The 12,673-nt window shown below is 46.2% G+C and carries 12 protein-coding genes; 6 read left to right on the top strand and 6 right to left on the bottom strand.

The window, feature by feature from the left end; genetic code table 11:
* Positions 1-124: 124 nt before the first annotated feature.
* The 4 genes from LX99_RS23315 to gltX all read right to left on the bottom strand — a co-directional run bounded on the left by LX99_RS23315 (position 125) and on the right by gltX (position 5,132).
* Complete coding sequence (locus LX99_RS23315; protein WP_109610171.1) at positions 125-874, bottom strand: 3-keto-disaccharide hydrolase; 750 nt, start codon at positions 872-874, stop codon at positions 125-127.
* Positions 875-904: 30 nt separating this feature from the next.
* Positions 905-2,620 carry a GMC oxidoreductase gene (locus LX99_RS23310; protein ID WP_109610488.1) on the bottom strand — a complete coding sequence of 572 codons (1,716 nt, stop codon included), beginning with the start codon at positions 2,618-2,620 and terminating at the stop codon, positions 905-907.
* Positions 2,621-2,667: 47 nt separating this feature from the next.
* Entirely contained in the window at positions 2,668-3,396 is a 729-nt protein-coding gene (locus LX99_RS23305; RefSeq protein ID WP_109610168.1) for a 6-phosphogluconolactonase, read from the bottom strand.
* Between the two features lie 212 nt (positions 3,397-3,608).
* Positions 3,609-5,132, bottom strand: coding sequence for a glutamate--tRNA ligase (gene gltX / locus LX99_RS23300; RefSeq protein WP_109610166.1), 1,524 nt, complete (start codon positions 5,130-5,132; stop codon positions 3,609-3,611).
* A gap of 165 nt (positions 5,133-5,297) precedes the next feature.
* On the opposite strand from gltX, the gene LX99_RS23295 reads away from it, so the two are divergent.
* Together LX99_RS23295 and LX99_RS23290 are read left to right on the top strand one after the other, a co-directional pair.
* Positions 5,298-6,515, top strand: a complete 1,218-nt coding sequence (locus LX99_RS23295; RefSeq protein WP_109610164.1) for a sensor histidine kinase — start codon at positions 5,298-5,300, stop codon at positions 6,513-6,515.
* The gene (locus tag LX99_RS23290) at positions 6,490-7,005 is read left to right on the top strand and encodes a DinB family protein (protein ID WP_022829944.1); all 516 of its coding nucleotides are present in this window, start codon (positions 6,490-6,492) and stop codon (positions 7,003-7,005) included. Before LX99_RS23295 ends, LX99_RS23290 begins: the two co-directional genes overlap by 26 nt.
* 71 nt (positions 7,006-7,076) lie before the next feature.
* Here the strand turns inward: LX99_RS23290 and LX99_RS23285 are convergent, their stop codons facing one another.
* Positions 7,077-7,454, bottom strand: a complete 378-nt coding sequence (locus LX99_RS23285; RefSeq protein ID WP_022829943.1) for a DUF6249 domain-containing protein — start codon at positions 7,452-7,454, stop codon at positions 7,077-7,079.
* 164 nt (positions 7,455-7,618) lie between these two features.
* Here LX99_RS23285 and pdeM point away from each other — a divergent pair, with 164 nt between their 5' ends.
* The 4 genes from pdeM (at position 7,619) to LX99_RS23265 (ending at position 12,121) form a co-directional block, all read left to right on the top strand.
* Entirely contained in the window at positions 7,619-8,278 is a 660-nt protein-coding gene (gene pdeM / locus LX99_RS23280) for a ligase-associated DNA damage response endonuclease PdeM (protein WP_109610161.1), read from the top strand.
* Between the two features lie 182 nt (positions 8,279-8,460).
* A complete protein-coding gene (locus LX99_RS23275; RefSeq protein WP_109610159.1) occupies positions 8,461-9,252 on the top strand; it encodes a succinate dehydrogenase cytochrome b subunit in 792 nt (263 codons plus the stop codon).
* Between the two features lie 41 nt (positions 9,253-9,293).
* Entirely contained in the window at positions 9,294-11,228 is a 1,935-nt protein-coding gene (locus LX99_RS23270; protein ID WP_022829940.1) for a fumarate reductase/succinate dehydrogenase flavoprotein subunit, read from the top strand.
* Between the two features lie 107 nt (positions 11,229-11,335).
* Positions 11,336-12,121 carry a succinate dehydrogenase/fumarate reductase iron-sulfur subunit gene (locus tag LX99_RS23265; protein ID WP_109610157.1) on the top strand — a complete coding sequence of 262 codons (786 nt, stop codon included), beginning with the start codon at positions 11,336-11,338 and terminating at the stop codon, positions 12,119-12,121.
* Between the two features lie 232 nt (positions 12,122-12,353).
* Here LX99_RS23265 and LX99_RS23260 read toward each other — a convergent pair.
* A partial coding sequence (locus LX99_RS23260; protein WP_146203123.1) for a transposase occupies positions 12,354-12,673 on the bottom strand: 320 nt, incomplete at its 5' end.

Raw genomic sequence — 12,673 nt, 5'->3', positions numbered from 1 at the left:
GCGCTCGCTTAAACAAGTATAAGAACGCGGATGGCGTTGCAAACGCCAAACCATGTTAAGCGCTCGTTTTAAACGAGCGCAAGAATATTATAAACGAGAGCGCAAGAACAAATTCCTTTAGCCCTTATAGCTTCTTCATCTCAATATTCCTATACCACACATCAGCGCCATGATCCTGCAGCACGATGTGACCTGTTTTGAACGTGCCGAAATCGGGCCATTCTTTAAATTTGCTACCTGCTACCAGTTTTTTCCAGTTATCATCCCAAAGCGTGGTTGAGAGCACCTGTTCACCATTAATGGTAAAATCAAGCTTGCCATTGTTGCACACAATCTCTACCTGGTTCCATTCGCCAGCCGGCTTCACTACTTCTTTCGATATCGAGATCAGGTCATACAGATCGCCGGCCCGGTGTTTAATCAGCTTGCCATCAGCATTCTCTTTATTATCAACCACCTGGCATTCGGGACCGGTATAGTAGCTGTATTTATATTTGGCGGTATCCTCCTTAACCAAAAACAAGATGCCGCTGTTACCCCCTTTCGAGATTTTCCACTCCAGTTTCAGATCAAAGTTGGTGTATTCTTCATCGCTTACCATGTCGCCGCCGTTTTTACTTTGCCAGTCGCCTTTTTGCGAGGCATCAAGATGCAGTACGCCATCTTCTGCTTTCCAGGCCGCGCCCGCAACCGCTTTGCCGTAAGCATGCCAGCCCCTGGTGGTTTTGCCATCAAACAAGGGCGTAAAGCCGGTATCTTTGGCGGCGGTAGCTGCAGCTGTAGTATCCTCCTTATTGTAATTTTTATGGGTGGATGACTTGCAGGCGCTCAGGGCTATGCCGCCTGCAAGCAGTGCTAAAAGTGGTTTATTCATTTTGGTTATCTGTTTAGTTTGTAAGCAGTATTATAAGTTACCTTTCTTTATTTCGTTAACCGCGTAAGTAGCGGCGCGGGCGGTAAGGGCCATGTATAATATCGACGGGCTTTGGTTGCCTGTAGTTGTCATACAGGCCCCGTCGGTAACAAAAACATTTTTACATAAATGCAGCTGGTTCCATTTGTTAAGCAATGATGTTTCCGGGTCTTTACCCATGCGTACGCCTCCCATTTCATGAATATCTAATCCCGGGGCCTGTTTGTTTTCGTGTTTGCGGATATTTTTGCAGCCCGCCTTTTCAAACATCTCCGCTGTTTGGGTTAAAAAATCCTTAATCATACGCTCGTCGTTATCATCATACTCAACCGATGTGATGAGCAAAGGTATACCCCATTGGTCTTTCTGATCTTTGCTCAACCGCACATGGTTACTTTCCTTCGGGATCGTTTCACCCTGCAGGTACATGTACGCGCTCCAGCTCCCCGGTTCGGTAAGCGAATCTTTATAAGCGCCTCCCACTTCACCACTGTCGCTTTCATCCCGGTGTTGATTTCTATATGCGCCCATAAACGTGGTAAAGCCACCCTTGTAATCGGTTTCCTGCCGGTGCAGGTTGCGGTAATTGGCAAGGATCAGTTCTGTAGGGTTGCGCCCGAAATAGTATCTGTCTAAAAAGCCATCAATATCGGCGCTAACAGAGGCGCGGTAATTTTGAAAGGCAATGTATTTGCCCAGCAATCCGTTATCATTCCCCAAACCATTCGGGAAACGACGGGAGGTTGAATTAAGCAGGATCAGATTGGTGTTTAAGGCTGAGGCGTTCATAAAAATAACTTTCGCTTTAAAAACAATCTCCTGTTTGGTATTCGTATCAATAACCTTTACCCCGCTTGCCTTACCCAGTTTTTCATCATAAATAATGGAGTGTACTACCGAAAACGGCCTTACCGTTAGGTTACCCGTTTTTTTAGCCCAGGGCAATGTTGAACTTACCGAACTGAAATACCCGCCGAAGGGACAGCCCCGCATGCAAAGGTTCCGGGCCATACATTTCACCCTGCCCTGATCGATGTGGATCTGTTCGGGCTGGGTGATATGTGCCCAGCGGGCATGTACCAAATGGCGGTCGGGATAGTTTTCTTTTATTTTTTTGCTGATATGTTCCTGCACGGCATTCATCTCAAAGGGGGGTAAAAACTCGCCATCGGGCATAGCTTCTATTCCGTCTTTATTTCCGCAAACGCCGATAAATTTTTCCACATGCGAGTACCAGGGCGCTACATCATCATAACCAATAGGCCATTCTATACCATAACCAAAGCGGGCGGGGTTTTCAAACTCATACTTGCTCCAGCGCTGGCAGGCCCTCCCCCAGATCAGCGATTTACCGCCAACCTGGTAGCCCCTGATCCAATCGAACGGTTTTTCCTGGATATAAGGATGATCTTTATCCTTTACAAAAAAGTGGCTATTATCCTCGCCGTAACCTGCCGCCTTGCTGATCAGCGGATTTTCATCCAAAATAGCTTTGGTCACCTGGCCGCGGTGTTTAAATTCCCAGGGATCCATGGTAGCGGTCGGATAATCCTTGATGTGCTGCACATCACGGCCACGTTCCAGTACCAGCGTTTTCAGCCCTTGTTCGCAAAGCTCTTTGGCAGCCCAGCCGCCACTAATGCCCGAGCCTATTACAATGGCATCATACGTAAGCTGTTCGGCTTTATTTTCAGGTTGATCCGGCATCAGCATAATTGGTTATGGATAATTAACTATCAAACAGCAATTAGGTTTTAATTAAGCTTTGATGCAGCCGCATTATCTAAAAACACCTGCGCGTTGGGCAGCGTTTTAAATATCGAGGCCGGTACATCATTGGTCACCACGCCTTCCAGGGCTTCGGCTATGATCGCTGCTTTTTTTGCGCCGCCTGCAATCAGCACCGGCACGGCCGATTCCGCAAGATGACGCAAACCCAAGGTGATCCCCTCGGTTAACACAGCGGTATCGTTGGTGAAATATTTCTGTGCTACATCAATAGTAATTTGGGCCAGCGGCGAGTGGTGCGCGTACGAATGGAAATCGGCCCCGGGTTCGTTTAAGCCAATATGCCCGTTCAGGCCTACGCCTACTATCATCATATCAAGGCCGCCGTGTTTTTCAATATGCTCATTCATCGCGGCGCACTCGGCATCCAGGTTGGCAGCGGTGGCGTCAAAAAATTTAACCTTGGCAGAAGATATATTTAAGGGTTTAAAAAAGTGCTTTTCGAGGTAATGTGTGCAGCTGCCGTCGTTCTCTTTGCTTAAGCCAACCCATTCGTCGAGGCCAACAAAATTGGTTTGGCTAAAACCAACCTGGCCAAGGCTAACATATTGTACCAGGTAATCGAACATCCCGGTAGGAGATTCGCCGGAAGGGAAACAGATCAGCGCGTTGGGTTTTTGTTTTACGAGGGTAACCACCAGGTCGGCTACCGCTTTAGACATGGTGTTGTAGTCAGGATAGATATGTATTTTCATTATTAATTGGTATAGCGCGGATGGTTTTGAGTCCGCGGCAAAAAAGTATGTTTTAAAGGTACAACATTTTCCCGTACAGACGGTATCCGTGCGAGTAGCCGGAGACGATATTCCGGTCCCGCTGTGAATATCAAACCGAAAACCAGTGCCCTAAAAAGCGGAAGGCCATGTGAATAAATTCAACATGGCCTTCGCTTTTATTTTATCGGTTTTTAAGCGGCTGTAAATTCAACAAGCGCTTTGGTAATCCGGCTAATGGTTTCGTCTTTCCCTAACAAAGCCACAATATCAAACACGTGTGGACCAAACTTGCCACCAACCAGCATAACGCGGAAAGGCAGCATCACATCCCCAATTTTCAAACCTTTTTCTTCGGCTAAAGCCTTGAATTTAGTTTCAAGCTCGTGCGGGTCGGTAGCTGTTTCTGCACTTAGCTGGGTGATGTAGGTATTATAGAAGTCGGTTTTAGCATCCGTCCATTTTGGTTTCACCGCGTTCAGGTCGTATTCTTTAGGTTGCTCAAAAAAGAAACCCGCCTGCTGGTAAAAATCAGGGATCAGGGTGCAGCGCTCTTTTACCAGTTTAATAACTTTTTCAAGATATTCCTGATCTTCAACCAATATTCCTTTCTCAGCCAAAACTTTCGCAACTTCCAACTTCAGGCTTTCGGCTCCCGATTTTTTAATCCACTCGGCATTGAACCATTTGGCTTTTTCAAAATCAAACTTAGCGCCCGATTTATTAACACGCTCAATCGAAAACTTTTCGATCAGTTCATCCAGCGTAAACAGTTCCTGGTCGGTACCATCGTTCCAGCCTAAAGTTGCCAGCAGGTTCAGGAAGGCCTCGGGTAAAAAGCCAAGCTCGCGGAAACCGGGCGTTAATTCGCCGGTTTTAGCGTCGAACCAGTTCATGGCATATACCGGGAAACCGAGCCGTGCGCCGTCGCGTTTGCTTAACTTGCCGTGGCCATCTGGTTTTAGTATCAATGGTAAATGTGCCCATTGCGGCATATCGGCCTTCCAACCTAAATATTCCCAAAGCAATAAATGCACAGGGGCAGATGGCAGCCACTCTTCCCCGCGGAAGGCGTGGGTAATCTTCATCAGGTAATCATCAACCACTACGGCTAAATGATAGGTTGGCATGCCATCGGCTTTCAATAACACCTTATCATCCACCAAACCGGTTTCAAAACTTACATAACCGCGGATCATATCATTAAAGCTCACTGTTTCCCCCTCCGGCATTTTAATGCGGATTACGTGCGGGGTGCCCGCGGCAAGCAGCTCATCAACCTCGTGCTGAGGTAATGATAACGAATTGCGCAAAGTTTGGCGATAAGCCTGCCCGTATTGAAAATTAGGGATCTCTTTACGGTTTTTATCCAGTTCTTCGGCAGTATCAAATGCATAATAAGCATGGCCTTCCATTACCAGGCGCTCGGCATATTCGCGGTAAAGCGCCTTGCGTTCGCTTTGGCGGTAAGGGGCGTAAGGGCCGCCAATCTCCGGGCTCTCGTCCGGGTTCAGGCCGCACCATTTCAGGCAATCTAAAATATATTGTTCGGCACCTTCCACATAGCGGGTTTGGTCGGTATCTTCAATCCGCAAAACAAAATCGCCATTATGCTTTTTGGCGAACAGGTAGTTAAATAATACGGTACGCACGCCGCCAAGGTGTAAACCACCGGTAGGACTGGGTGCAAAACGAACTCTTACTTTTTTATCGGTCATGATGGGGGCAAAGATAAGAGGAAAGTCCATAGTCCATAGTCGATAGCCCATAGTATTACCTAAATATGTCCATGGACTATCGACTATCGGCCATGGACAATTAGCCTCCCTACAATAAAATTATATTTTCCAAACCAATTTTACGTTATTTGGCTTGTGTCCGCCATGAACCCATATCAACATAAAAAACGTTGGAAATATTTGCTCCTCGCGTTCGCGGTAGTGATAGCCAGCGGTTCGTTATTTTATACCAGCTACCTGGTAAAAAATATAGCCAGATCTGAACGTACACGCGCGCAGGTTTGGGCTATAAGCATGAGGCAGATCCTGGCATCGGACGATAACGACTTTTTAAATTATGTATTTGCCGTACGCGATAGCCTTACCGTACCGGCCATCATTACCGATGGTAAGGGCGAGATCGTTACCTATCGTGGCCTCGACACAACCCGCACCGCCATCAAACTTGAGGCAGAAACCAAAAAGTATAAAAAGTATGATCCGGCTTACTTTAAAGAGGAGCTAAACTACATGAAAGGCCAGCACGCGCCTATTAAACTCAAAGTTTTTGGAGAGGATAACTTTGTTTATTATAAAGATTCGGAATTGCTTTCGCAGTTGCGCCTTTTTCCATATGTGCAGCTTACCGTTATCGCTATATTTTTGCTGATGGCCTATACCGCGTTCAGTTCCTCCCGTAAATCAGAACAGGACCAGGTTTGGGTGGGCCTCGCCAAAGAAACCGCCCACCAGTTGGGTACGCCTATATCATCGCTCATTGCCTGGATAGAGTTAATGAAGGAGAAGTTTAATGCCGAAGACGATGTGCTGATAGCCGAAATGGAAAACGATGTAAAACGCCTGGAAATAGTGGCCGACCGTTTTTCGAAAATAGGCTCGAAAGCGGTGCTGGAAGAGCACAGCGTTTATGCCGTGGTGAAAGATTTTGTGGATTATTTTAAGGTACGCGTAAGTAAAAACATCAGTTTTGAGTTAACCGGCAACCCCCATCTTAAAGCAGGCCTGAACATTCCGCTGTTTGATTGGGTATTGGAAAACCTGTTGAAAAACGCGGTTAACGCTATTGAGGGGAAAGGGAGCATCAAGGTTGAAATAGGCGGCAACAAGGTAAAAAACCAGATTTTTATTGATGTTACCGATACGGGGAAAGGTATCCCGCGTTCTAAATTCGATACCGTTTTTCAACCGGGTTATACCACCCGTAAGCGGGGCTGGGGTTTAGGGTTGTCGCTTACCAAGCGTATGGTGGAGAATTACCATAACGGGCAGATTTTTGTAAAAGATTCGGAATTAGGTAAAGGCACAACTTTCAGGATCGTACTTAAAAACACGCGTAATGATAAAAAAACCAAACACGGGTGATTATTCACCATTCGCGGCAGGATATGTGGGCCTGGTAGGCGACACTGATGTAATTGCGATGCTGGAGCAGCAAATGCATCATAGCTATCAATTATTCAGCAACCTCGGTAATGAGCAGGGTTTATATGCTTATGCTCCCGGCAAATGGACGGTGAAGCAGGCCCTTGGCCATATGATTGATACCGAGCGCACTTTTGCCTACCGCGCGTTGGTTTTTTCGCGGAACCATATCGAGCTGCCGGGTTTTGACCAGGACATTTATGTAAACAATACCGATTTCAACAGCCAGGACATCAAAGCATTGGCCGAAGAGTTTAAGCTGCTTCGCCGGGCAAACCTGTATATGATCAAAGCCTTCAGCGATGAGCAACTGGCACGTACCGGCATTGCCAGCAACCACTTGTTTACCGTAGCGGCTTTGGTATTTATGATGGCCGGGCATGAGCGCCACCACCTGAATATTTTTAAAGAGCGATATGGTATCGGATAGCGCTATTTGATGAGCTTAAAGCAAAAAAGCCCCGCCACAGGGCAGGGCTATGAAAATATCCGATTGTGGTTTTATAGCTTTTCAACCCGCTGGTCTTCTTTATCCAGCACTTCGCGTTTTTCAATGCGGTAGGAGATGAACAAACCCGCTCCGCCGAAGATGGCGATCAATGCCACATATAGGAAAAACACATCATCGTTAAAACCATTAAATACGGCATGGTTTAAAATAAATGCGATAAACAATCCCACTCCTGCGCCAATCAATAATAAACCCCATTTTAAGTTTTGATAAGGAGCGGATTGTGGCTTAAAGCTACGGGGATCTATATTGCGTTCAATCATTGCTAAATTTTCCCGTTTGTTAAGATAAACTATCCCAAAAATCATTAAAAATAAGCCAAGTGATACAATGATGATCATCAAGATGGCTAAGTTTCCGGTATCCATAATATTTATTTTTTAAATTTAGTTAATTCTGTTTTCTGTATAAATCACTCACCGTGGTGTATTTGTAAGCTATGACCACGTGGTTTTTAAACAGGTTACACCGTATTTGAAAAATTTTTCAATCCAGGTTCAGGGGCTCAGGGGGCTTTCTTAACTTTGCCTTAATGATAAGTGCGGCTACTCCTTTTAACCTGCTTGGGCAGGATCTTTTATTAACCCCTCAAAAAGCAATTTACTGGCAGCAACAAAAAGCGCTCATCATTGCCGATGTGCATTTGGGTAAGGTTGGCCATTTTCGTAAAGCCGGGATTGCCGTACCAAGGGATATGGAACAGAGCGACCTTGCAGTGCTTTCTGATCTGATTTACGAATACCAACCAGAAAAGCTGATTTTTTTAGGCGATCTTTTTCACAGCGATTTAAATAACGACTGGGATTGGTTTGTACTTTGGCGCAGCCAGTTCCCGGCGCTCAACATTATCCTGGTAAAAGGCAATCACGATATTATTTCAGATAAGCACTACCAAAATTTAAATATCAGGCTGTACGATGAATTGCTGATCGGTCCTTTCCTGATGATGCACCATCCGCTGGCCGCCGATACGCAGGAAGCTGCGGGTTATGTTTTTTGCGGGCATATCCACCCCGGCGTAAACCTGAGCGGCCGCGCCAGGCAAAGTATCACGCTTCCCTGCTTCGCTTTTGGCGCCAGGCAGGCGGTGCTACCATCATTCGGCAAGTTTACCGGCCGCGTAGCTATCCGCAGCCGGCAAACCGACAGGATTTTTGCGGTATTGAAAGATAAAGTGATCGCTATAGATTAAAAATCACCGCGCTGATAATCCTTTATTACAGCAATTTACCGTCATTTTATTGTATTTATAGCTTAAAACACAGCGCATTGCTTTAGATTGATTCTAAATAGTTTTTTGGTGTTCAATAAGCCAAAACCTCTTCTATGTTTTGTTATTTAATAAATACTTTTGCCAAATAAATCTATTTCATAATGAGCGAATTCAAACAAACCTTTAACTCGTCGCTGGGCAAAAAGCTGATCATGGCTTTAACAGGCTTGTTTCTGTGCACGTTTTTAATTGTGCACGTGGGCGGCAACCTGCTGTTGTTTAACAACGATAATGGTTTCAGTTTTAACGTGTATGCCAACTTCCTTACGCATTTTCCGCCTATTGAAGTGATCGCATACCTGTTGTACCTTTCCATTTTGGTGCATGCACTGTACGGCCTGATCCTGACGGTAAAAAATCGCAAAGCGCGTCCGGTAGGTTACGCGGTAGCTACAAAATCTGATGCCTCCTGGTCGTCAAAAAACATGGGCCTTTTGGGTTCAATCCTGTTCCTGTTTATCGTTATCCACATGGGCGATTTCTGGTACCGTTACCATAACGATAAAAACATGGGTTTTAAAGAGTACCGCACCGATCTGGCTACAGGCGTAACAACCGTTGCAGACTATACCCCGGCCAATGCGGAGTTCAGCCATTCGGTAGCAACCGAAAACAATGTGGAGATTGTAAGGGTGAAAGACCTGCATACCCGCGTTGCAACCAGCTTCAGCAACATCATTTACGTTTTATTTTATGTAATAGCTATGGGCGCTGTGGCGTTTCACCTGCTGCATGGTTTCCAGAGCGCGTTCCGTACGCTGGGCTGGGTACACCGTAAATATACCCCGATAGTTTACTTTATCGGCACATGGCTGTTCGCGGTAATTATTCCGCTGGCTTTCGCCGCCATGCCGGTTTACTATTATTATTTATCAACCCAGGGAGCTCACTAAGTTAGCTGGCTAAAAGCCACAAACATAAATATCAAGAAGAGATGACATTAGATGCTAAAATTCCTCAAGGCCCATTAGCCGAAAAATGGAGCAAGCATAAATTTGATCTGAAGCTGGTTAACCCCGCCAACAAGCGTAAATACGACATCATTGTTGTAGGTACCGGTTTGGCCGGCGCTTCGGCAGCTGCCACCTTAGGCGAGCTGGGTTACAACGTTAAGGCATATTGTTTTCAGGATAGCCCGCGCCGTGCGCACTCTATTGCCGCGCAGGGTGGTATCAATGCCGCAAAAAATTACCAGAACGACGGCGACAGCGTTTTCCGTTTATTTTATGATACCATTAAAGGCGGCGATTACCGCGCCCGCGAAGCCAACGTTTACCGTCTGGCCGAAGTTTCGGTAAATATCATCGACCAGTGCGTTGCACAAGGTGTACCATTTGCACGCGAGTACGGCGGCTTGCTGGATAACCGTTCATTCGGTGGTTCGCAGGTGTCGCGTACATTTTACGCGAGGGGCCAAACCGGTCAGCAGTTATTATTAGGCGCTTACTCTGCGCTTAACCGCCAGATTCATGCCGGTAAAGTAAAAATGTACACCCGTCATGAGATGCTGGATGTAGTAACTATTGATGGCCATGCTAAAGGTATTGTTACCCGTAACATGCTAACCGGAGCCATTGATACCCATGCAGCTCATGCGGTATTGTTATGTACAGGTGGTTACAGTAACGTATTCTACCTGTCAACAAATGCCATCGGCTCTAACGTAACCGCGGCATGGAGGGCACACAAACGTGGTGCGCTCTTCGCCAATCCTTGCTACACCCAAATCCACCCAACCTGTATCCCGGTAACAGGCGATCATCAGTCGAAATTAACGCTTATGTCTGAATCATTACGTAACGACGGCAGGGTATGGGCACCAAAAACCGCCGCAATTGCAGAGCAATTGCGCAAAGGCACCTTAAAAGCCGACCAGGTTAAAGAGGATGACCGCGATTACTTCCTTGAACGTAAATATCCGGCCTTCGGTAACCTTGTTCCGCGCGATGTGGCCTCCCGCAACGCCAAAGAAATGGTTGAAGAAGGTAAAGGCGTAGGCGGTTCAGGTTTCGCGGTATTTCTTGATTTTGCCGACGCTATTAAACGTTTAGGCGAAGAAACCGTGGCGGCCAAATACGGTAACCTGTTTGATATGTACTATCAAATTACCAACGAAAATCCATACAAACAGCCAATGCGTATTTACCCGGCTGTTCACTATACCATGGGCGGCCTTTGGGTCGATTACAACCTGAGCACTACCATCCCTGGTTTATACGCTTTGGGTGAGTGTAATTTCTCCGATCACGGAGCCAACCGCCTCGGCGCTTCGGCGTTGATGCAGGGTTTATCTGATGGTTACTTTGTAATACCTTATACCCTTGGCGACTACCTTGCTAAAATTGGCCCTAAAAAGGTTGACACCAGCCATCCTGCTTTTGAGCAAACCAAACAGGATGTTATAGCGCACGTAAATAAATTACTGGCCCTTAAAGGCAACAAAACAGTTAACGAGTACCACCGCGAACTTGGTCACATTATTTGGGAGTACTGCGGCATGGCCCGTACCGACGCAGGCCTGAGAAAAGCCAAAGGGTTGATCCAGGCGTTAAAAGCTGATTTCTGGAAAAACGCTATAGTAACCGGCGAGAACGAAGAAGTAAACGCTTCGTTAGAAAGAGCCGGCAGGGTAGCCGATTTCATTGAACTGGGCGAACTGATGATTGACGACGCTTTGATGCGCAAAGAATCATGCGGCGGCCACTTCAGGGTTGAATCGCAAACTGCTGATGGCGAAGCGCTACGCGATGACGAAAACTTCGCGTTTGTAGCGGCCTGGGAGTTTAAAGGTGAAAATCAGCCTGAAGAACTGCACAAAGAGCCGCTGACATTTGAAGCAGTACACCTGTCTCAAAGAAATTATGCATAGTGAATAGTTGATTTGGTGAGTGGTTGCTTAAGTTAACAAACCATTCACTCCATCAATTGCTCACTCAATCAACAAAAAACAACGATATCTCAAATCTAATTAAAAAGATGAGTAACGGAAATATGAACCTGACGCTTAAAGTATGGCGTCAAAAAAATGCTCAAACCGCGGGTAAATTTGTTAGCTACAAAGCTGAGAACATATCGCCCGATATGTCGTTCCTTGAAATGCTCGACGTGGTTAACGAAAGCCTTACCCATAAAGGTGATGAGCCAATCAACTTTGATCATGATTGCCGCGAAGGGATCTGCGGTATGTGTTCATTATATATCAACGGCCACCCGCACGGCCCAAAAAGAGGCGTTACTACCTGCCAGCTGCACATGCGTACGTTTCACGATGGCGAAACCATTACCATTGAACCATGGCGCGCGGAAGCTTTTCCTATTGTAAAAGATTTGGCGGTTGACCGCTCTGCTTTCGACAGGATCCAACAGGCCGGCGGTTACGTTTCGGTAAACACCGGCGGTGTACCCGATGGTAATGCCATCCCGATCCCTAAGGTAATTGCCGACGAGGCTTTCAACTCGGCTACGTGTATTGGTTGCGGTGCCTGCGTTGCGGCTTGCAAAAATGCTTCGGCTATGTTGTTCGTATCGGCAAAAATCACTCAATTGGGCTTATTACCGCAAGGCCAGCCCGAGCGCTACCGTCGTGTACAATCAATGGTGGCCCAAATGGACGAAGAAGGCTTTGGTAACTGTACCAACACCGGTGCCTGCGAAGCTGAGTGCCCGAAAGAGATCAAACTGACGAACATTGCCCGCATGAACAACGACTATTTCAGCGCGAAACTGTTCAGGCAGGAAGAGATCCACGAACAAAATCATTAATTGATTTTGTTGTTTAGATATGAAAAGCGGCCCGGTTAAACCAGGCCGCTTTTGTTTTAAAGGCGCCCCCCTAACGTAGTAAATACCTGGTTAAAGCCACGATATGCCGACTCAAACAGCGAATACACGTTATCATTAAAAATAATCTAAGCAGCCAAATGATTTTTTAATATTCCGGCAAAAGCGGTTTTGGCATTTTAGCATTTTACAGGTAATTTAACGTGAGTTCGGTTTAAGCAGCTAATAAAAGCTGGTCGTCATTTTCTTGAAATATAATATTAAGGGAAGGTTTTTTAGGGAAGAAATGGTAAGCGCAAAGCACGCCCATTGTGTTCATCAGAAAGTTATTCACGGATCTGTGCCTGGTGTGCTGAAGTTTGCAGATGTTCTTTAGCTCATCGTTTACACATTCAATGATAGCCCTTTTTCTGAGCATTATTTTATCGGCCTGAGAGATGTTAAAGTCTTTCATGTTTTTACGGGGTTTGGTGATCATCTGTATACCATTTCCCCAAAGCAGGTCGGCCAAAGCTTTGGATATATAGCCTTTAT

Source organism: Mucilaginibacter oryzae (assembly GCF_003148845.1).
Taxonomy (GTDB): domain Bacteria; phylum Bacteroidota; class Bacteroidia; order Sphingobacteriales; family Sphingobacteriaceae; genus Mucilaginibacter; species Mucilaginibacter oryzae.
This window is presented reverse-complemented; position numbering and strand designations above follow the sequence as displayed.